The organism is Kitasatospora sp. NPDC057595 (genome assembly GCF_042800875.1).
Taxonomy (GTDB): Bacteria; Actinomycetota; Actinomycetes; order Streptomycetales; family Streptomycetaceae; genus Kitasatospora.
Map to the genome: position 1 here is coordinate 82,009 of NZ_JBHVGL010000021.1, position 21,187 is coordinate 103,195.

Annotated in this window: 13 protein-coding genes and 1 tRNA gene; 4 read left to right on the forward strand and 10 right to left on the reverse strand. The window is 70.7% G+C overall.

Translation table 11 applies throughout. The annotated features are described in order from the left end of the window. Nucleotides 1–4 precede the first annotated feature (4 nt). The 4 genes from ACFU9E_RS27625 to ACFU9E_RS27640 form a co-directional block, all read right to left on the reverse strand. The gene (locus ACFU9E_RS27625; protein ID WP_380680890.1) at nt 5–3,235 is read right to left on the reverse strand and encodes a helicase-related protein; all 3,231 of its coding nucleotides are present in this window, start codon (nt 3,233–3,235) and stop codon (nt 5–7) included. Beyond that, the gene (locus ACFU9E_RS27630; RefSeq protein ID WP_380680887.1) at nt 3,232–5,163 is read right to left on the reverse strand and encodes a UvrD-helicase domain-containing protein; all 1,932 of its coding nucleotides are present in this window, start codon (nt 5,161–5,163) and stop codon (nt 3,232–3,234) included. The genes ACFU9E_RS27625 and ACFU9E_RS27630 overlap by 4 nt, the downstream gene beginning before the upstream one ends. Next, nucleotides 5,163–9,953 (reverse strand): DEAD/DEAH box helicase family protein, encoded by a 4,791-nt coding sequence (locus tag ACFU9E_RS27635; protein WP_380680884.1) that lies wholly within the window; start codon nt 9,951–9,953, stop codon nt 5,163–5,165. The genes ACFU9E_RS27630 and ACFU9E_RS27635 overlap by 1 nt, the downstream gene beginning before the upstream one ends. Nucleotides 9,954–10,068: 115 nt before the next feature. After that, complete coding sequence (locus ACFU9E_RS27640) at nt 10,069–10,365, reverse strand: hypothetical protein (protein WP_380680881.1); 297 nt, start codon at nt 10,363–10,365, stop codon at nt 10,069–10,071. Nucleotides 10,366–10,676: 311 nt separating this feature from the next. Between ACFU9E_RS27640 and ACFU9E_RS27645 the strand changes: the two genes are divergently transcribed. From ACFU9E_RS27645 to ACFU9E_RS27655, 3 genes are read left to right on the forward strand one after another with little or no spacing between them, the layout of a single operon-like run. Next, nucleotides 10,677–12,770, forward strand: coding sequence for a helix-turn-helix transcriptional regulator (locus tag ACFU9E_RS27645; RefSeq protein WP_380680878.1), 2,094 nt, complete (start codon nt 10,677–10,679; stop codon nt 12,768–12,770). After that, a complete protein-coding gene (locus ACFU9E_RS27650; RefSeq protein ID WP_380680875.1) occupies nt 12,767–13,744 on the forward strand; it encodes a hypothetical protein in 978 nt (325 codons plus the stop codon). The genes ACFU9E_RS27645 and ACFU9E_RS27650 overlap by 4 nt, the downstream gene beginning before the upstream one ends. Continuing rightward, nucleotides 13,741–14,652: a DUF6339 family protein gene (locus ACFU9E_RS27655; RefSeq protein WP_380680872.1), complete on the forward strand. Its 912-nt coding sequence runs from the start codon at nt 13,741–13,743 to the stop codon at nt 14,650–14,652. Before ACFU9E_RS27650 ends, ACFU9E_RS27655 begins: the two co-directional genes overlap by 4 nt. Nucleotides 14,653–14,708: 56 nt before the next feature. On the opposite strand, the gene ACFU9E_RS27660 is transcribed toward ACFU9E_RS27655, so the two are convergent. The 5 genes from ACFU9E_RS27660 to ACFU9E_RS27680 all read right to left on the reverse strand — a co-directional run bounded on the left by ACFU9E_RS27660 (nt 14,709) and on the right by ACFU9E_RS27680 (nt 19,452). Beyond that, nucleotides 14,709–15,875 carry a DNA cytosine methyltransferase gene (locus ACFU9E_RS27660; protein ID WP_380680869.1) on the reverse strand — a complete coding sequence of 389 codons (1,167 nt, stop codon included), beginning with the start codon at nt 15,873–15,875 and terminating at the stop codon, nt 14,709–14,711. Nucleotides 15,876–15,885: 10 nt separating this feature from the next. Then, nucleotides 15,886–16,845 (reverse strand): DNA cytosine methyltransferase, encoded by a 960-nt coding sequence (locus tag ACFU9E_RS27665; protein ID WP_380680866.1) that lies wholly within the window; start codon nt 16,843–16,845, stop codon nt 15,886–15,888. 82 nt (nt 16,846–16,927) lie between these two features. Beyond that, on the reverse strand, nt 16,928–17,323 hold the full coding sequence (locus tag ACFU9E_RS27670; protein WP_380680922.1) for a very short patch repair endonuclease: 396 nt from the start codon (nt 17,321–17,323) through the stop codon (nt 16,928–16,930). Between the two features lie 133 nt (nt 17,324–17,456). Continuing rightward, nucleotides 17,457–19,118 carry an APC family permease gene (locus ACFU9E_RS27675; protein WP_380680863.1) on the reverse strand — a complete coding sequence of 554 codons (1,662 nt, stop codon included), beginning with the start codon at nt 19,116–19,118 and terminating at the stop codon, nt 17,457–17,459. Between the two features lie 246 nt (nt 19,119–19,364). After that, nucleotides 19,365–19,452 (reverse strand) — tRNA-Leu (locus ACFU9E_RS27680). A gap of 281 nt (nt 19,453–19,733) precedes the next feature. Here ACFU9E_RS27680 and ACFU9E_RS27685 point away from each other — a divergent pair. Next, nucleotides 19,734–20,246, forward strand: a complete 513-nt coding sequence (locus tag ACFU9E_RS27685; RefSeq protein WP_380680860.1) for an ATP-binding protein — start codon at nt 19,734–19,736, stop codon at nt 20,244–20,246. A gap of 14 nt (nt 20,247–20,260) precedes the next feature. Here the strand turns inward: ACFU9E_RS27685 and idi are convergent, their stop codons facing one another. Continuing rightward, nucleotides 20,261–20,974: an isopentenyl-diphosphate Delta-isomerase gene (idi, locus tag ACFU9E_RS27690; protein WP_380680857.1), complete on the reverse strand. Its 714-nt coding sequence runs from the start codon at nt 20,972–20,974 to the stop codon at nt 20,261–20,263. Between the last annotated feature and the right edge of the window lie 213 nt (nt 20,975–21,187).

Here is a 21,187-nt window from a genome sequence, read left to right on the forward strand (position 1 = left end):
CGGTTCAGCGCTCCTCGAAGAAGGGGGACGAGGCGTCGACGTCGCGCAGGCTCCACAGCGTGGGCCAACCGGTCGCCCGTGGGCTCTCGTCGTCGAAGCCGCTCAGCAGGGCCGGTGTCCGCGTGCCGCGCGGTGCCTCGTAGACAAGGGTCGGCCTGATGTGGGCCTCGTCGCGCCACCATTCGACGAAGTGGTCGAAGGCGAGGGTCGTGGCCTCGAGCTCCTGCGGATCGACCTCGGCGACGCGGTCGAGTACGGCAGGGCGGACGAGTTCTTGCAGTTCGGGGAGGAACTCCTCGATCCGGGCGGCCCGGTCGTTGGCCCGCGCGGCGGGCAGCATCAACCGGGTCAGCGCCACGACGACCGCGTGCAGACCGCGGTCGCGCGCCCGGGCGGAGAACGGCGTGACGCTGCTGGACTCCACCTCCCGGTACAGCGCGGAGTGGAAGTGGCGGAAGTTCTCGTAGTGCGAACGGTCCCTGGAACGCGCCGAGTTGAGCATCACGGTGACGAATCCCGGGTGACGGCGGCCGACCCGGCTGGTGGCCTGGATGTACTCGGCGGTGGTCTGTGGCTGTCCCATGACGGCCATCAGCCCCAGGCGGTCGACGTCCACGCCCACCGAGATCATGTTGGTGGCGAGCAGCACGTCCAGCACGTCGTTCCGGGGGAGCGCCCGTTCGACCTCCTTCAGTCGCCCGGAGATGTCGCTCGCGTTCGCCCGACTGCTCAGCTCGGTGATGCTGTTGACGGTGCGGGGCTTCGCACCCTCGCGTGCGGCGACGTACTCCAGTCGGTCCTGCACGTCGTCCAGGACCTGCAGTTCGGCGGCGGAAAGCAGCCGGAGGCTGTTGAAGTAGCCGACGAGCGTCCAGTACGCGTCCTTCACCTCCGGGGGTGCGTCGTGCGCCGCGGCGCGGTGCAGCAGCGCGGCGTAGGCACGGATCAACAGCGTGGACTGACTGGTGCTGGAGGTCAGCAGCCCGACGTAGCGACGGGCGGCCTTCCGGTCGGCCGGAGTCTCCACGGCGAACCAGGAGTCACGGGCGTCCAGGCCGGACGGCGGGAACTGCTCCACCCGGCGGGCGAACAGACGCGCCCCCTGCTCGTCCGCCCGCCGGATCGTGGCGGTCGAGGCGATGATCTTCGGACGGTCCGCCAAGGCGTCGACAGCGGTCTCGTACAAACCGGTCAGAGTGCCGAGCGGCCCGGAGATCAGGTGCAGCTCGTCCTGGACGATGAGCTCGGGGGGCCGGGTGCGGCCGGGGCGGTCCCGGTTGAACAGTGCCGCCGACCCTTCCCGCCAGGGCATGGAGGCGAACTTGTCGACGGTCGCGATCACCAGGGTCGGCCGGTTGCGGTAGACCGCCTGGTCCACCAGGTGTACCGGCAATCCGGACCGGAAGTCGCAGGTCGCCGAGGGACAGTGGATGTTCATCCGTTCCCTCTCCTCGTCCACGGCGTAGTCGCCGGCGGACAGCGATTCACCGCACCAGGGGCAGTTCCGCAGCTGCACGGGGTTCTCGGTCTGCACCGATCGGAGGGGGTTGGCGACCAGCTCGGCGAGCCTCTCCGAGGCGACCGCCAGCGTATTGGGCGTGGCGGACCGGCCGACCCACATGCCGATGGAGATCTCCTGACCGCCCAGGGCCTCCTGGTCGGCCGCTCGCAGACGCTCCATGGCGCAGATCAGTGCTGCCGCCCGCTCGAACTGTTGCAGGGTCAGCAGTCGCAGGGTGTACCGCATCAGCACCGTGACACCCGCGCCGTCCTCGCCGTCCCGGAGTCGGCGGAGGAAGGTCGTGAAGGCGATCAGCCCGAGGTATGCCTCGGTCTTGCCACCACCGGTGGGGAACCACAGCAGATCGGCGACGCCCCGGTCCTCGTGCTCGGGGTCGACGATGCCGGCCAGGCACAGCAGGACGAAGGAGATCTGGAACGGTCGCCATCGGCCGCTCCGGGTGTCCGGAGTGCCCTGCCGGCCCTTCTTGACCCAATCGGTCCGTGCCCGCTGTTCGGCCATGGCGAGGTTCGCCAGGCGGAAGGCCCGGAGGACCTCGGGCCGTTCGGGGTCGGCCAGCAGGGCGACTCCGCCACGCATGCGTCGCAGGGCCTGCCGGCAACGGTCGATCTGCTCGATGGCGGGCGCGTGGTGCTCCGCGAGAGCCGCGGACCGCGCCAGCGCCTCCTGGCCGTCCACCCACCGCTCGTAGCCGTCGACCACGCGGTGCAGCGCCTCGACCACGGAGTCGGCGCCGGCGGTGCCAAGACCGTGCATGGTGAGTGCCTCGGTGTCGATCCGCGGATTCGACTCCGTCAGCAGCACCTGGTGGGAGGGCACGAACTCGGTCCGCACCGCCCCGACGGTCGCGCGGCCCGCGGACGGGGCCCCGACCGATGGGGGCGACCAGTGCCAATCGGCGGCGCAACCGTGGCCGGTGGCGAAGCTCGGCGCATGGCGGTGGAGCAGTCGGCCGAGGGCCTGCTCGGGGTCGACCGCCCCGAGCGCGGCCGGTCGCTCGACGAACGGGAGGGATCCCTCCCGCACACCGGTGACCTCCAGTACGGGTTGGTAGAAGCAGTGCGCGTCACGCAGGTCGTACTGGCCGATCCTCAGACTGTTCACCACCGTCGCGGTCACTGTCACGGTGCCGTCCGGCTCGGCGGCCGGGCGGACCAGGACACGGAGCTCGAGCCCCTTGTGCAGGGCCACCGCAGGCAGGCTCCCGGGACGGGTGACGTCGACCTCCACCGCCTCCGGACTCAACGGGACACGGCGCCAGTTCTCCTGCTGGGCCTCCGTCGTCCGTGCCTCGGTACGTCGGGCCGGCACCGGCCTGCCCTCCGAGTCCTGCGGGACGTACACGCCGGCCCGGACGGTGAAGCGGATCCGGGGTGCGACATTCGGGTCGACGGCGAAGGTGAGGCCGATCGAGGAGGGCATCCGCACATTGGCGAGCGCCACCTCCAGGTTCGCGGCCGCGTCCTCGACGTCGCGCCGGGCCTGGAGCGGTGCGCTGTCCAGTCCGTCGCGCGAGGCCTCCAGCTCGGAGATCTCGGGACGGACCTCGTCGGGCCGCGTGCGGGGGAAGAGCACGCCGATCGGGTACATGGTGATCGGCGCGTCGTCCGTGAGGATCTCCTCCTCGCCGCCCGCCGGCCCGAGCAGGTCGGAGCGCAGCGCGTCGAGCAGGGAGTCGCACATCTCGTAATGGGCCTCGTACGAGTCGCTCATGCCGATCGTCCCTCGGTGTCGTCGTTCGTCGGGCTCTGTTCGTCGTACCAGTGGAACCGCCCCATGCCGCAGAGACGGGGGGCCAACCACACTCCCCGGTTGTCGAGGCCCGCCCGCTCGCTCGCGGTGCCGTCGCCGGCGACGCTCTCGACGCAGTCGACCCGCAGGCCGGTGATCAGTGGCGGCCAGTTCTCGGCCTCGGAGTGAGAGTTGCGCCGGAGCATCTGTCGCAGGTCGCTCCGGAACCGTCGCGACACCACGGCGATGCGACGCCCGCCCACGGTCACCGCGTACGGCGGCGACTGGTCCGCGGCGACCGGGATGCCGTGCAGCAGCACCAACTCGGCGGGGTCTCCCGGGGAAACCCGGCTCCGCAGGTGCTCGAACAGCCCGCCCGGATCGTCGTTCAGCTCCTCCGCGCCGGGCGGCAGTTCGTGGGACACGTCGTCGCCGAGGAGTTCGATGCCGTTGCGCGCCCAGGTGCTGCGGCCGCCCAGGTACCAGCGGTCGAGCCGCCCGTCCTTGCGGACCTGCCACGTGGGGGGAGCGTCCAGGACGTAGAGGTTGTCCCTGGCCCGGGTCATCGCGACATAGAGGAGCCGGGCCTCGGCCGCGGGATCGTAGTCGTACTTCTTCTTGGCGACGCGCCGCGGTTCCTTCAGCACGCGTGGTTCGACCACCAGCACCCGGTCGAACTCCAGGCCCTTCGCGCGGTGCACGGTCGAGACGACCAGCGGTGACGGCACCGGGGCGGTGAGCTCGTCCGGGAGCCGCCGCTCGGCGAGTGCACGGTGGAGTGCTGCGACGTCGAGCATGCCCCGGGCACCCCTCGCCACCTTGCGCACGGACTGCCACAGCATCGAGGGGCTGCTGCCGGGCGGGAGTTCGAGGCTCTCGAGCAGCTCCGTGAACCGGCCCTGCGGCAGCGTGGACGCGCCGGTCGAGGCCAGCAGCCCGGTGATCCACGCCGGGGCCGAGCGCTCCCGGGCGGAGCGCTGGACGGCGTGCGGTACCCCGGCGTTCCCCAGGCACCCGGAGATCGTCAGGGCCTCGCCGTTGTCACGGCAGAGGATCGCCGTGGTCCCGGGGTAGTCGCGGAGCGCGGCCCGGACGAACTCCGAGTCGAGGCTGCCGAAATTCGGTGCCATGAGCAGCCCGGCACGCAGATCGCCGTGGATCCGTTCGGCCTCGGCGGAGGCGGACGCGGGATCGCGTGGCAGCCGCTGGAGCTGCGGGCCGAACGGCAGGGCCACCCGGACCTCCTCGGTGCGCGCCCGGAAGTTGTCGCCCAGGGAGAGCTCGACCAGGTCCTCGCCGAAACTCGCCCGGACCCAGTCCAGGAAGCGGCCGGTCTCCTCGGCACGCAGGTCCGGATCGGAGACCTGGAAGCCGTACACCGCCTGGGCGGAGTCGCCGACCACGGTGAAGCCGCAGTTGTCGTGGAACCGGTCGAGCAGTGCCTCCACCATTTCCCGCCGGACGCCGACGAGGTCCTGCACCTCGTCGACGACGACATGCGCGGGTACGCCGTGATCGCCGACCTCGACGGCACCGCGGTCGATGGCCTCGGTCGCCGCCTCGATCCGACGGTCGAACGGAAGGCCGTTCCAATCGGTGTCCGGGTAGGCCCGGTTCAACAGGCCCGCGGCCCAGGCGTCGAAGGTCTGAGCCCGTACCCGTCGCGCGGCCGAGGCATGGCGTCCGATCCGCTCGGCGAGCTCGCGGACCGCGGCCCGGGAGAAGCTGAGCACCAGGATCTCCGAGGCCTCCAGTTCCTCGCGCTCCACGAGGGCGTCGAGACGGCGGACGAGGGTGTGGGTCTTGCCCGCGCCGGCGCCCGCGGTCACCAGGACACGTGCGTCCCACGGCTGATCGACGACGGCCCGCTGCTCCGCGGTGAGCGGGTGGTCCTCGAGGATCGGCGGCATCACTTCTCCGTCCCCCAGAGGTACTCGAAGTCGGTGAAGGCGAGCCGTTCACCGAAGTTGGTGACGTTGTCGCGGACGTTGAGGATCAGGCAGGTGTCCTTGCCGCCGTTCTTGGGCCCGCGCAACCCGCGGCCGATCATCTGTTGGTAGACGTGCTGGCTGTAGGTCGGACGGGCCACGACCACGGCCCGCGTGGCGGGCGCGTCGAAGCCCTGGGTGAGCACTCCGTAGTTGGTGATCACCTGGATCCTCCCCTGCCGGAAGGCGTCGATCCGCTTGCGCCGCTCTCCGACCGACGTGGTCGAGTCGATGGCGGTGGCGGTGATCCCCCGGTCACCGAGCTTCGCGGCGAGGAACTTGGCATGCGCCACGGAGGTGGCGAAGACCAGGATCGGCCAGTCGGAGGGCATGTCGGCGATCTCGTCGATGATGCGCTGGTTGCGCTCGTGGTCGTCGGCCAGCCGCTGCTCGGCACCCTTGGGCAGGGTCGCGAACGTCGCGGAGCGCTTCAGCTCGTCGGGGTTGAGGGAGATCGTCCCACCGGCCAGTTCCCGGTGACGGACCTCGGCCAGGACCCCGATGTGCTGCAGCTGCTTGATCGCATCGGCGAGGTCGCCGTCGAACACCCCGGTGTCGAGGCGCTCGCCGAACCGCTGGACCAGACGCCGGGTCAGCTCCTCGTTGTTCCGGTAGGGCGTGGCGGTGAGCCCGACCAGATGCCGGCCGGTGCGGTACTGGGTGAGATCGAGCAGTTCCAGCAGCCGGGTGTAGCGGGGTGAGATCGCGGTGTGGGCCTCGTCGACCACGACGAGCGAGGCATTGTCGCGCAGCCAGGCGTAGTCGTCGGTGTCCAGACACTCGGCGAGCTTGGCGTCGGTGGCCACGACCAGGTGGATGCGTCCGTCGACCGGGGTGGCCGAGTTGGAGGACCACAGGCGGTTGATCACCAGTGGCTGCTCGGGCCCGACCTTCGACCAGACGAACCGCCAGCTCTGTACGGCCTGCTCGCACAGCTCCTCGGTCTGCGCGATCCAGAGCACGGGTCCGGGCCGGGACTCGACGTCCCGGATCCAGCGGATCACTCCCTCGGCCGTCACACGGGTCTTGCCGGCACCGGTGGGCAGACTCAGCATGCCGCGCTGCGGTGTGGGGCTCTCCAGGAGCCGGAACAGCGCCTGGGCCAGCTGCTCCTGGTACGCGTGCAGTGCCGGGAACTCCGACGGTCCGTCGACCTCCAGCCGTGCGTCGAGCGAAGGCACCCGGGCACCCGCGAAGGAGTCCGGGAAACCGAGATCGGCGACGAACCGGTGTGCCTTGTCGTTCCCGGTGAAGGAGCTCGGGGCCCGGGTCGGGAACTCCAGGGAGAGGTCGCGGACGTGTTCGGCGAGGATCGACTCGCCGTGCGAGTTGAACGCCATCTCCGCGACGCGGCGCGCGTCCGGCTCCTCACCGCGCTCCTCGAGCTCGCTCTCCATCAGGCCGGGTGGCAGGCCCCGGGCGAGTGCCTCGGCGCCGATCAGCAGCGCGATCTTGTCGATGATGCTCTCGGCCTCCCGCACGGCGCGCAGGCGGGCCTGGAGCTGCTGGTCCTGCTCCTGGCGGTCCTGGAGTTCGAGGGCCTGCCGGCAGCCGTCCGTGCCGAACCCCCACTTGAACTCGGTGTCGGCCGCCTCCAGGACCTGCAGCCGGTCGAGGGCGTCCAGTACCAGCAGGGTGCTGCCCTTGCGCGCGGACCTGAGCGGTGTGGGCTCGGCGCCCTTCTCGGTGCGGACGACCTGCTCGAGCTCGGAGCAACGCTGGATCTTCAGGTTGTTCCCGGCGTTGCCGATCCGGGCGCGCACGGTGGTGTACTCGTCGAGCAGGGAGACCGCGGGCCCGCTCTTGACGACCCGGAGCTCCTTGGTGATGACGTCCGAGACCTTGAGCATGCCCCATTCCTCGACCATCGCCCTGGCGGTGGCCGCGTCGGACCGGTCGGCCACCAGGACGGCGGGCAGCTGTTCGCGGACCAGCTCCTTGAAGTCGCTCTCGGTGGTCGCCACGGCGATCTTGCCGTCGGCGCGGGTGTCCCACGTGTTCCCGATCCGGCAGCGCGTCAGCACGCCCTCGGGGAAGTCGAAGCCGACCCGCAGCAGGAGGGCGTAGGCGCGGCCGATGAAGGCGTCGTCCTCGCTTTTCAGCACGCGATCGAGCAGCTTGCCCCACCGGCCGGGGGGCACGGCTTCGGCGGTGGTGGGCATCTCGAGCCGCTGGGCGATCTCCGCTCCGACGACGGCGACCGGCAGCACCCCGGCGTACTCCTTGAGCTGCGGGCCGACGGCCTCGGAGACCCGGGTCAGGCCCATCGATGTCTCGACCCGCCCGTACTTGTTGATCATCCAGCGCAGCGGAGAGAGCACGGCCTTGCGGGTCGACGTCTGGGCGCCGTACTGGCTGGTCCACTGCCGCACGATGCCCATCTCCGGAAGGGTTGCCACGAACCCGGCGCGTCCCTTCTCCGAGAGCGTCTCCAGAAGGTGCAGCGGTCCTGCCGTCGGTGCGCCTTCGAGGGTCAACCGGGAGAGGCTCGGCCGGGGGGCGTTCGCGGGCAGGGCCCGCAGATGGTGCTCGTGCACGACCTCCCGGTACCTCTCGAACCACGGCTCGTGGTCCGGCCGGTGACTCGGGGTGGGCCGGTCGGAGAGCCCGAGGTCGCGGAAGATCGGCCGGTCGCTGCCGTGGAAGTCGAGGTCGACGGCGATCGACCGGTCCCGGCTGCCGTCGGCCGGCACCACCGGACCGGGCAGGAGGCAGTCGCGCATGGGGCGGAACCGACCGTCGACGGTCCGTACCTGCAGGGTCTCCAGCGGCTTCGCCACCTTCGCCCGGATGCGATCGACCTGCGCGTTGCCGCCGGCGCTGCGCAGCAGCACCCAGAAGTTGCTCCAGCCCTGGGCGTCGTAGTGGTCGAAGCCTTGGTCGAGGACGCCCTCGAACCGGCCCTGGGCGTCGGCGACCCGGATGCCGATGTTGTGCAGGTGACGGGCCATGTCGTTGCGGCCCGAGATCCGCGGATCGACGTAGACCATGTCGTCGCGCAGGGCGTCCTCCGAGGTCCGGTGGAAGATCTCACCGGCCACCGGGGCGACCATGCCGTGCTCCTCGGTGAGCACGATCCGGGCCTTGCGTGCCGCCGCGGTGATGTCGGAGTCGCCACGCAGCCGACGGGACTGGTCGGTGAGCACCATCGAGGAGAGGATCTCGATGGCATGGCAGGACGCCTCTGCGGTCCCGTCGGCGACCAGGGCTTCCAACCAGGTCGTGACGCTCTCGGGCTTGCGCCCCGTCTCCTCCAGGATGTGGTTCATCTTGCCGCGGCGCAGTGCGTTGTCGGCGGCGTCGACCGAGGAGTGGATCCAGTCCTTGGGACGGCCGGGGTACTCGGACCAGATCCGCACCCAGTCCTTCTCGAGGTTCGCCGGCGTGATGTGCAGCTCGGCCGGGACCCGCAGCTTCCCGTCCTGATCGGGCAACGAGGGCATCCGGGCCGCCAGCGCCCAGACCTGCCGCAGCAGGTAGTCGTCGGCCCAGTTCAAGGACTCCTTGGTACGGCCGGGGAGCAGCGGGAGGTAGGCGGCAGGATCCTCCGCGGGGACCAGGGAGGGGATCGTGCCAACGACCAACTCGGCTGCGGCCCGGAGCAGTTCGAGGTTGAACGCGTTGCCGTCCAGGAGATGCTGGCGGTCCTCGTTGGTCTTCCACGGGGCGTTGAGAATGCCGCTGAGCGAGACCTCGTACTTGGTCGGGAAGAAGGCCCAGAACTCGCCCTTTCCGGTCGGGACGGTGTGGAGGCCGTTCTTCACGGTGTACTCGGGTACGGCCCAGGAGATGTCGAGGACCGGCCGGTACTGGAGCTCGCCCGCGCTGTCGCGGACGTTCTCCGTGGGCGAGTGCGCCACGGAGAAGACCTTCCAGTCCTCGACGGTCGGCTTCGTCCCTCGGGCGACCTCCCTGAGCCTGCGGCGGACGCCGTTGTTCTCGACCGAGATCTCCCGCCGGACGGGGGGCATGGTGCGGTGGTCGACCAGCAGCACCTGGCCGACGTGCGGCGAGAACAACTGGAACCGGGCGGGGAACGGCTCGGTCCTCCGTCCGTCGGGGTACTTGTGGCCGTTGATGTCGTGGCCCAGGCGTTCGGCGGCGCCCTCCAGGAGGGGAAGTCGGACGACCGTGCTTGCCCACTTGACGAGGCTCTCGAGGACGGTGTCGTCGCCCTTCTCCCGGTCGATGTCGAGCGGCCGGGCCATGCGCAGCACCGGTGTGTCCATGTCGAGCGGGCCCGACTTCCCGAGCGCGGCCGCGATCTCCCCGGCGGACCAGTCCCGGTCGAAGCCGAAGCAGCCGCTGGTGCTGAAGAACTGGGGCGTGTCGCTGACGGAGAGCACCGACTTGACACCGACACCGAAGCGGCCGATCTGGCCGCCCCGCTTGCGCGAGACGCTCATCCGGAGGATCGTCTCGGCCCCCTCGGGCGTGACCGGATTTCCCTCGTTGGCACAGTAGAGGTGAGTGTCCGTCAGGACGACGTGCAATTTGCCGCCGGGTGCCGCCGCGATCTCGTCGGCCCCGTTCTGCACGAGTTCGAACAGCTGGCGGTCGCCGTAGCCGCCCTGGGTGATGCGCAACTCGCTGTTCGCGTGCTCCTGCACGAGACCGGGGTCGACCTTGTAGGTCTGGAGCACCACGGACGACTGCCGAAGCACGGTGGCGATGACGGGGGAGGAGGGGTCGGCGAACTGCCGGTCACTCATGGAGCACCTGTTCCGGGGGTATGTCCGAACGATCACGATGGGCGGGGGTGCCGGCAGTGGCCGGCACCCCGGGTGGTGCGAGTGGTGCGGTGGTACGACGGAGGGACGGGGTTGATCAGCCCCGGAAGTGGATCGTGATGGTCATGCGGACGGTGCGGGAGCGCCGGTCGGGCGAACGGCGCATGCGGACCTGCACCCGGGTGTCCCGCTCGACCGGGTGAGGCATGAGATACGCGTGTACGGCGGAGGGATCCTCGGCCGAGGCGCGAGGCATGAGGAGACACTGCCGCCAGTACTCCAGCTCGGCGGCGGTCAGGCCGCGCCGGGCGAGGAAGGCCGCCTGCTCGTGGGCAGTGGTGAGCGCATCGTGCTCCTCGATGCGACGGGCGATCCAGCGGTTGTACGACGACATGACGGTTTTCCCCTCCGACGATGATGCGGGAGCCCCTCCCGCGAGACACACTTCACCCCTGAACAGCTGTGGCTGAAGGGGAAGTTGAAACCCCCGTGGCCGATGAACCTACTCGGTCGACGGTCGCGCTGTCGAGCCCCTTCCGGCGAGATCCAAAACTTCTCGACCGGCGACTGCTGGCGCTGCGACGATCATGCAGTGTCAAAGCGCATTTGACAAGCTCGTCACTGTCAATCGAAGTGATACTCTGATGGCTCAAGATCCGCCCGCACGGGGCGGACGGCCACCGAATGCGGTCGGGAGAGGGGTCGATGGAGGACGAACACTTCGGTGCGTGGCTGGGGCGCCAGCTCCGCCGCGCCGGGATGTCGCAGGCCGAGTTCGCCGAACAGCTGGGACTCACCAGGGCAGCGGTGTCGGCATGGGTCACCGGGCGGGCACGGCCCCGGCCCGACCTCATGCCCAGGATCGCCGAGCTGCTGGGCACGGACGTCGCCACCCTGGTCACTCGGGACACCGACGCGGGAACGACCGGGCCGGTCCGGTGGCACCACCGCCTCGCCCACCAGGACGGCGGTCGGGAGTACGGCAACGCCGCCGCGTTCGCCTTCGACGCCAACCTCGCAGTCCTGGCGCGCGAGGCGACCCAGAACAGTCTCGACGAGCGGCTCGACGCGACCCGGCCGGTCAGGATCCGGTTCACCCTGCACGAGCTGACCGGAGAGCACCTCCACTCCTTCCTCCGGGCGCTGCACTGGGACGCCATCGAGCCGCACTACGACGCGGCCGCGCGGTCCCGCCAGAAGGTCGGCCGGGTGGTGGCCGAGGGGCTGCGCGGCCTTCGCGGCCTCGGTGACGAGGAACCGTCGCTGCTCCTGCTGCGGATCGACGACTACAACGCGTCCGGGCTGACCGGCCCCGAGTACGGCGACGGGCGATTCGCCGCCGTGGTCCGCCGCCAGCTCGACAGCCACAAGAGCAGCGACCGGGCGGGCGGGTCGTACGGTCTCGGCAAGGCCACGCTGTGGGCGGCGAGCCGGTTGGGGCTGGTGCTGATCAACAGCACCCTGTCGGCAGCGCACGAGGGGCGCACCGCCCGGCGCGTGGTCGGCAGGCTCGACCTGCCGTGGCGGACTGTCGACGATGTCGCGTACGCGGGGCCCGCATGGCTCGGCGAACCCGATACGGAGAAGGAGCACGAGGGGGTCTCACGGTCCTGGTGGGCGGACGAGAGGACCGTGGCCGACCTCCACCTCGATCGCGACGGGGAGGACCCCGGGACATCCTTCCTCATCGTCGGGGCGCACGACGCCGCAGGTAACTGCACCACGTTGCAGGAGATGCAGACCGCGCTGGTCACCGCCCTCGCCGACAACTTCTGGGCTGCCATGACGGCGGGCCGCTCGACCCCCGCCCTCCTGGAGGCCTCGGTCCGGGTCCTCCACAACGGGGAGGCCGTCCTGCCGGAACGATCGGTCGACCCCCGTGAGCACCGACCCGCGCTCACCCATGCCCTACGGGCCTACCTCGACGGCGACACGGTGGAGGAGCTCACCGCCGCCGACCAGGTCGCCGCGGTGCGGGTGGCCCTGGACGTCCCGGCACTGCGATCCGACGGGCGCCGGGCCAAGGGGTTCACCCACGAGGCGGTCCTCCTCGTCACCCCGGCCGACGACTCCGACGAGGAACACAGCCGGATCGTGTGCATGCGCGGTACCCGGATGACCGTCACCTCCCGACGGCCGCGCAACCTCGGTCTGGGGGCGGACCCGTTCCAGGCCGTGCTTCTGGCGGGCTACGCCACGGGGGAGGACGACGCGGCGGTGCACGCCGGCGAGGCCTTCCTGCGTGCGGCGGAACCGCCCGAGCACGACCGTTGGGGTACGACCGAGGACCTGACGGCCACCTATGCCAACGCGCCGAGGAAGCTCACCGACTTCAACACGGCGATGGACGCGGCCCTGCGTTCGATCGTGGGCCGCCGGGTGGACCGACAGGAGTCCGCCGGACCGGAGGTGCTCCGCAACCTGCTGCGCCTCGACCTGCCGGCCGCCGCCGCGCGCCGGGTGGAGGGGCACCCCGTGGTGGAGCGGACCCGCGGGCGGGTCGACGCCTCCGGCGCCTGGACGCTGGACGTGGTGCTGAAACTCCCGCCGCGGGAGGACCCGTGGCAGTTGACGCCGGTCGCCAAGTTCGACGTCCGGTCCGGTGGGCGTCCGTCGCTCAAGTGGGCGGAACTGTCGGCCGTCGAGAACTGCCGGATCGTCGACGGCCGGATCCTCGTGGATCCGGAGGCCCGCACGGCCAGGTTCGCGGGCATCACCGCCATCGGCAGTCATCCGGTCGCCGCGGCCCTCGCCGGTGTGATCGTGGAGGTTCAGCAGGCCCGGGAGGTCACCCAGTGAGCACCGTCTACCCCTACCCGACCCTGCTCGGCAGGATCGACGTCTCGATCCGTCGGGCGAGCATCGACGGCAGGGAACTGCCCTTCTCCTACGTCTCCGAACGTGAGCACGTCGTCGCCCTGCACCAGGTGGACCGGAACGACTGGCGCGAGGGGGTGCTCGAACTCGAGGTCGCCGCGCCCGGCGACGAGCTGGCCGACGGGCCGTGGGCGGCGGTGACCTGTGTCGCCGTCCTGACCGAGGGGGCCACCAACGCCCGAAGCGTCACACGACTCGAACGCAGCCGCACCGACCGCCGGTGGCGCGGCGAAGTGGTGGTCCGCCGGAGCTCGCACGTGGCGCGTGCGACCCTGCAGGTCAGCCTGGTCGGCAGCTACGACGGCATCGACGGCCGGGTCATCGGGACCGCCGACGAGCCGTGGTACGTCGACCTCCTCGCCCGGACCCCGCTCCGTCGCCGCGAGATCGAGATCCGTCAGGAGGACTTCCGGGACGGCCCGCACGAGTGGCTCCATCAGTACAGGGACGCTCCGTGGTTGGTCGAGACCACGGGCGACCTGCCGGTGGTGTTCCTCAACACGTCCTTCGAGGGTCTGACCGAACTGCTCAACACCCCACGCGGCCCGCTGGAGAAGGCCACCGCCGGCCTGGTGGCGGCCCAGGTCGCGGGGGAGGCGTGGACGGCCATGTTCCATGCCGCGCTCGGTGACGTCGAGTCGGACGAGGACGGTGTCCCGCGATTCCCCGACGGCTGGCGGGAGGCCGCGCTGCGCGCCATGCTGCCGGACGTCCTCCCAGGTCGACCTCCCGCCGAGGCCCTGGCCGAGGCGCACACGCGGCGGTGTGAGGGGCACGGCTGGGCCGAGCTCCAGTCCCGGATCCAGTTCGCGGCCGCCCGCCGGGCCCAGGTCCCCAAACAGCTGACCACGGCCGTCCGCACCGTCACGCGCAACCAGGAAGGTGCAAGCCGTTGAACCGCCCCGGAAGTCACACGCCCGAGCGGCTCGCCCTGTTGTCCCCGACCGTCGCCGCCAAGTACCTGACGATCGGGGTCCGGGCCGGTCGGGAGCAGCTGCCCCAGGTCGCGCTGATGCGCGCGAGCGAGGCGATCGACGACGGCTCCGGCCGCTGGGACACGGCCCCGGTCCGGGAGTTGCTCGACGAGGCGGTCCGCCGTTTCGACGACTCGTCCACCGATGCCGACGCCTGGCTGGCTCCCCGGCTGCACGCGACGCTCCGCATGACGCGGGCCGAGGCGGCCGGGCCGGGCCTGTGGAACTTCCTCGCCCTGGTCGTCGCACCCGATTACGTCCTGTGGCGTCACCTCCCGCGAGGGGAGTCGAAGGACGGTGAGCCACGAACGGTCAGCGCTCCTCGATTCACCGGCATCCACTACACGCAGGCCTTCGCCCGCCTGTGGTGGGCGGCGGAGTTGTTCCGTGACGGCGGCGACTACCGTCCGGTCGAGATCGCCTGCCGCAACCAGGACATGCTCAACACCGCGATGCGTCTGGACGCGATCGACCACCGTCCCACCGCCCTGGCCATGGTCCGGGTCCTGAAGGGGCTTGCCGAGTCGGGCGCCAATCGGCTCGGCGACCGGGTCAACGCCCTCTGCACCGCGGTGAACGCGGCCGGAAGCACGTTGATGTACGACGTGATCGCCCACGACGACCTGCCCGATCCGGACGCCCTGGCCGGCTGGATCGACGATGCGGACACGGACCCTGCGGTTCCGTGGGACCGGCTCCCCGACGGTCCGCCCGAGGAATCGGTGCGGCGCGACGCGGTGGACCACCTGGCCCGGATGTTCCAGCAGTTCTCCGAGCATGCGCCACTGCGGGACCGCGGGCGCAAGCACGAGGCCGAGGCGACACCGTGACCGACGGGTGGGGCGGCTCCTTCCGCGAAGGAACCGCCCCACCCCGGAGCACCGACTCAGACCAGGACGGCCGCTGCTTCCTGCTGCTCGGAAGCGACCTTCTGCTTCCACTCGTCCACGGAGTACATCGCGGGCCCATCGGTCGAAGGTCCCCAGACGTCGAGCTTCTTCAGCGCCATCTGGATGTCCTCCGGCCCGCGACGGAGGGCCGCGGCCAGGACGTGGACACCGAGGCGGGGCGGAATGGCGTTGCCGATCTGCTGAGCCTGGTCCTTGCCGGACCACGGATAGTTCGCCGGAAAGGTCTGGAGGGCGCCGGACTCGGGCAGCGTGAAGCGCTCGCGCTCCTTCGGGACGGGGACCGGAACGCCGGGGCGCTCCAGCCAGTTCCGGGAGACCTTGCCGGTGACGGTGAAGGCCGGTTCATCGTGACTGCGGCGACCGCGGGCCGCAGGGTCGCCGCCGGTGCCGTAGTTCGACACCACCTCGTAGGGCGTCGGGACGTTCTTGAGCGTTTCCCCCATGGTGACCCAGCGCTGCAGGCCGGTGCCGTGAGCCTTCTTCGCCGTGCTCTTGTGGAATCGTCGATGAGTGGGCCGCGGGAACTCCACCACGTCGCCCAGGACCGAATCCTCCGGACGCTTGCGCGCGATCAGGATGGCGCGTCGCCGGGTCTGGGGTACACCGAACTCCTCGGTGTGCAGGACGTCGCATTCGGCGCTGTAGCCGCGCGCCTCCAGGATGCGCTTGTACTCCTGCCAGACCGGAAGCACGGCCGGCACCTGCTCCAGCACGATCGTGGTGTAGCCCCGGTCGTTGTCGAGCGCGTCGAGCGCCCACCGCAGCGGTTCCAGGACGAGGCCGGTCCGTTCGTCCTCGAGGGCGTCGAGCTCGCCCCGCACGTCCTCGCCCTTGGCCATCCGCCGGGCGAAGTCGAGCACCTGGTCCAGTGCCTGCCGGCCCGCGCCCTTGCCCGCGACCGTGAAGGTCTGGCACGGGGGGCCACCGGCGAGCACGTTGGCGTCGAAGTGGCCGGGATCCAGCGCACGGACATCGCCCTGCACTGTGGCCAGGCCGGCCGCGGCACGGGTTCGGCACGCGTTGTCGTCCCACTCCACACCCGTTGCCGGAACACCCAGTACGTGCGCGGCCATGTCCAGGCCGCCGGGACCGGCGAAGAGATCAACGATCTTGAATTCAGGGGTGGTTTCGGGCGAAGACATGGTGTCGATCCTAGCCCGCCAGCACCGTGGCGATCGAACGGCCGACGGCCTCGGCCAGCGGGGGAGGCATGGCGTGCCCGATCTGGCGGTACGCGGGCGTCTTGGGACCGTGGACGACCCAGTCCTCCGGGATGGCCTGGATCGTCGCCGCCTGACGGAGGCTGATCCTCGGAATGCCGTCGAGGGGAAAGTCGGCGTTCGGGGGGCCGTCGCTGAGACTCTTCCCTTCGACGCCCAGCGATGCCCAGGCCCGCTTGGTGCCGGTCGGACCGAGGTCCGGGCCGCCGTGGTTTCCGGACCCGCCGACGAGGGCCGGTGCCGGGCTGTCGGCGCGTTGGGCCCACCGCTCCGCGCCGGCCCAGCCGCCGGCCGCCATCGAGGCACGGAGAGCCTGTCCTACGGTGGGCGGCGGACCGTCGGTCCGCCTGGGCCAGACGAAGTCGGCCCCGCCCCGTTCGGCGAACGCGACGAGAAAGCCGCTCCTGCGTTTCTGGGGAACACCGAAGTGCACGGCGTTCAGGACCTCCCAGTGCCACCGGTAGCCGGCGTGGGCGAGTTCCTCCTCGATCCAGCTCCGGTCCTCGGCGAAGGTGTCCTTCTCGACGAGATCCGGGAGATTCTCCAGCATCAGCGCCTTCGGTCGGACGGCGGTCGTCAGCAACACCGCCGCACGCAGAATCCTGCGCTCGGCGTCGTTCCCCGTTCGTCGGACGGCCGCGGCCGACCTGACCCGAGGCAGGCCGCCGCTGAGGAGGTCCACGTCGTAGGTCTGGGTGTGGTCGGCCGGATCGAAGTCGACGACGTCCTCGCACCGCACGTCCCAGAGCGGCCGGTTCAGCCGGACCGTCCTGCACGCGTTGTCCTCGTTGTCGATCAGCATCACGGGGTCGAATCCCGCCCGCTCCAGTCCGAGAGCCTGCGCGCCGACCCCGGAGCAGATCTCCAGCGACGTGAACCTGTGGGACCTCAACACACCACCTCCGTGAGCCGTTCGGCCCAAGACTAGATGTCGGTGCCGACAGCGGGGCCGGCGGCCCGATCGGGTGGGTGGGTCAGGGGTTGTCGACCGGGGCGGGGCCGTCCGGCCGCAGACGGGCGTAGACCGTTCTGGCTATCTCGCCGGCGGCTTCGTGCTCCCAGAAGCGCAGGACGGTCCAGCCGGTGTCGACGAGGTGCTGCGTGGTCTCCCGGTCGCGGGCGACGTTCCGGTCCAGCTTGGTGCGCCACCACTCGGCGTTGGCCTTGGGGCTGGTCGCGTGCTCGGGGCAGCCGTGCCAGAAGCAGCCGTCGAGGAACACCGCGACCTTCGGCCCGAGGAACAGGATGTCGGCGGTCCGACGGGGCATTCCCGGGACCTTGGCGTTCACGCGGTAACGGAGCCCCCATCGGAAGAGGAGCTGTCGGACGGCCACTTCCTGAGCGGTGTCACGGGAGGCCTGCCGGCTCATACGGGCCGCGACGGAAGGGGAGGACGCAGCGGGCGACATGTGATCCAGTATTCCGTACGGCCCTGACAACGCCGCAGGGGTGTCGTCCCGGAAGATCCCGGAACGACACCCCTGCGGACGACTGCGGCGGGCCTCAGACCCGGGAGGCCGTGCCGGTTTCCGGGGCGCGGGGTGCCTGGTCGGCGGCGCCTTCGGTTTCCGTCAGCTCGCGCTTGACGGCGGCCAGCGAGGGGTTGGCCCAGGCGCTGCGCACGCCCCAGGCGTAGAAGACCAGGGCGATGGCGGCGACGACCAGGAGGTCCCAGCCCTCCGGCAGGTAGCCGTGGCCGCCGAAGTCGGCGGAGCCGGCCCAGGAGACGCCGGCCATCACGAACAGGTAGGCGATCATCCAGGCGCCCGCCTTGAGGTGCGGCTTGAGCTCGGCGAACGGCTTGCGCAGCTCGTACCAGGCCCAGATCGGCAGGCCGGCGGCCATCAGCAGGATGACCTTGCCGGTGAGCGGCCAGCGGGCCCAGTAGAGCACCAGCGAGCCGAAGATCATGGCGACCGGGGCGATCACCGGCATCGCGCGCAGCCGGACCGGGCGCGGCAGCTCGGGCGCCAGGCGGCGCAGCGCCATCACGGCGACCGGGCCGGTGATGTACGAGATCACGGTGGCCACCGAGACGATCTCGGCGAGCGAGCCCCAGCCGCGGAAGACCGCGAGGAAGCCGAAGGCGACGACCAGGTTGAGCACCAGCGCCGGGCGCGGGATGCCGGTCCGGCGGTCGACCCTGCCGAAGACGGACGGCAGGTGGCCGTTCTCCTGGACGCCGTGGATCATCCGGGAGGTGGTGGCGGCGTAGATCATGCCGGTGCCGCTGGGGGAGACGAAGGCGTCCGCGTACAGCAGCAGCGCGAGCCAGTTCAGGCCCCAGGCGACGGCCAGGTCGGCGAGCGGCGAGGTGTAGCCGAGGCCGCTCCAGCCGTTGCTCAGGTCGGCGGTCGGCACGGCGCCGAGGAAGGCGATCTGCAGCGCGACGTAGATCACCAGGGCGATCAGGATCGAGCCGATCACCGCCTTGGGCAGCGACTTGCCGGGGTTGCGGGCCTCGCCGGCCAGGTTGAGCGGGGACTGGAAGCCGTTGAACGCCCAGACGATGCCGGACACGGCCACCGCGGTGAACACCGCGCTCCAGCCGTTCGGGGCGAAGCCGCCGTGGTCGGTGAAGTGCTTGGTGTCGAAGTGCGCGAGCAGCAGCGCGCCGGCGGTGACCGTCGGGACGACGATCTTGAACACCGTGATCGCGGTGTTGGTCTTGGCGAACAGCGTGATCGCGAACCAGTTCAGCGCGAAGTACACCAGCAGCAGCACGCTCGCCAGCGCCACACCGCTGACCGACAGCTCCTGCCCGTCGTACAGGCCCTTGGCCCAGCCGAAGTCCCAGGAGCTCATGTACTGCACCGAGGCGGTCGCCTCACCGGGGATGACCGAGACGATGGCGATCCAGTTGGCCCAGGCGGCCAGGTACCCGGCCAGCGAGCCGTGCGAGTACTGCCCGTACCGGACCATGCCGCCGGCCTTGGGGAACATCGACCCCAGCTCGCTGTAGGTGAGCGCGATGGTCAGGGCGACGGCCGCCCCGATCACCCAGGCGACGATCGACGCCGGCCCGGCCAGCCGCGCCGCCCGCTCGGCCCCGAAGAGCCAGCCGGATCCGATGATCGACCCCAGGCCCACGGCGGTGAGGCTGATGGTGCCGAGCGAACGGCGGTAGTGCTGATGGGATGCCGTTGTCGACTCGGGGTCACTCACCGTATCGGTCCTCTGTCTCATCATGTCATTCGGTTTTCCGGACAAACGGAGACAGCCTAAGCGGCCAAATCGGGCGAAACCTCAGACAATCCTCAAATGCGACACAAAACACCCGATCGTTGTCATCTCGTGTCCGAACCATCGTGCCGTGGAGGCGGGCCGCGGAAGGGCCGGCGACAGGCGGTCCGAAAGGGTGAAAAAATAAAATCCCCGTGGGATCTCTTTCGAGTTCCCACGGGGAATCCATGGTGTCCGAGGGGGGACTTGAACCCCCACGCCCGATAAAGGGCACTAGCACCTCAAGCTAGCGCGTCTGCCATTCCGCCACCCGGACGGGGTGTGTGCTTCGGGGGATTTCTGCTCGCCCCCTCGGCGACAGAGAGAACATTACCAGGGTTTCGGAGTGCTTCTCACCTGCGTTTCCCCGGTCGGGATGGTGGGGGGCCGTGGGATGGGTCGCAGGTGTGCGCGAAGCGGTGGTTCGTCGGCGGTAAACGGTCGAGTTGCGGACGGTGAACGGTCGGGAACGGGCAGGGGTGGTCCGACACGGGCAACTTGTCGACGGTGCCCCGGCCGCCGGGGCGGCTCTCCTAGCCTCTGTGGACCGAGGGCGCCATGAGCGGAACGCCTGATTCCCGGGTCGCGGACGAAGGACGGCTGGACGTGGAGCGGATCAGCGAGGAAGAGGCGGCGGCGCGGGGCGGGCCCGCCGAGGGGGTGTGGCGGTTCACCGTGCCCGCCGAGCAGGCCTCGGTGCCGCGCACCCGGCACGCGGTGCGCGACCGGCTGCTGGCCCAGGGCCTGGCGGAGATCCGCTACCAGGAGCTGGTGGACGACCTGCTGCTGATCGTCTCGGAGCTGGTCGGCAACGCGGTGACGCACGCCGCCGAGCTGTCGCCGGAGGTGACCACCGAGCTGGCGGTGCGCGACGGCTGGGTACGGGTCTCCGTCGAGGACGGCGACCCGTACCGGCCGAAGGCCCTGGCGGCCGACACCGGGCGCACCGGCGGGCGGGGGCTGCTGCTGGTGAAGAGCGTCACGCTGCAGGCCGGCGGGGTCTGCGACGTGGAGAAGGCGGGGGAGGGCGGCAAGGTCATCTGGGCCTCGCTGCCGCTCCCCCGGAGCTGACGGTCGGAGCAGGTCTACCAGGCGTTCCCGGCGATCTCGCGGATCCCCGGCAGGGCGGCCTCGAACACGGTCCGGAACCATACCGAGAACGGCCGCTCCGCCTCCAGTGCGCGCAGCTCCTCGGCGGTCACGAAGGCGTAGTCGTCCACCTCCTCGGGCGCCGGCCGCACCGGCCCGGTGACCAGGCCCACGAACAGGTGGTTCCACTCCCGCTCGATCAGCCCGGACGCCTCGTCCGGCAGGTCGTAGCGGACCGTGCCCGCCTCGCACAGCAGCGCCGGGGCGACGCCCAGCTCCTCCGCGGTCCGCCGGGCGGCGGCCACGAAGGGCTGCTCGTCGGGGTAGGGGTGGCCGCAGCAGGTGTTCGACCAGACGCCGGGGGAGTGGTACTTGCCGAGCGCCCGGCGCTGGAGCAGCATCCGGCCCTGCCGGTCGAAGAGGAACACCGAGAAGGCCCGGTGCAGCCGGCCGGGCTGCTGGTGGGCCCAGAGCTTCTCCGCGGTGCCGATCGTCACGCCCTCGTCGTCGACCAGCTCCAGCAGGATCTCCTGCTGGGCGCCGGAGGGCCGCGCGCCGCTGTCCACGTCCGTCTCGACGTCGAGACCGGTGTCGAGGCCGGTGTCCACGCCGGAGTCGAGCGACCCCCCGGCGTCGGTGTCGGCGTCGGAGCCGGGGCCGGTCCGCGGGTCGAGGTGGGTCGGGCGGTCGGTCGGCAGGCTCTGGGGCATGAGGCCTCTTTCGGCAGCTTCGGGAGCACTTCGGGAGCACGGGGAGCAACCACGGCTCGCACCGGTGGCGTCGCGCCCCAGTCTGCCGTACGGGTGGCACCGCGCCGAGGTCCGACGCACAACCGGGCGGGAAGGGGGCGCCCGGTGGCCGGGGAGTGGCGCCGCAATAGCAGAGTTGTTCGGAATGTGTTCGATCTGTGTTCGACGCTCCGG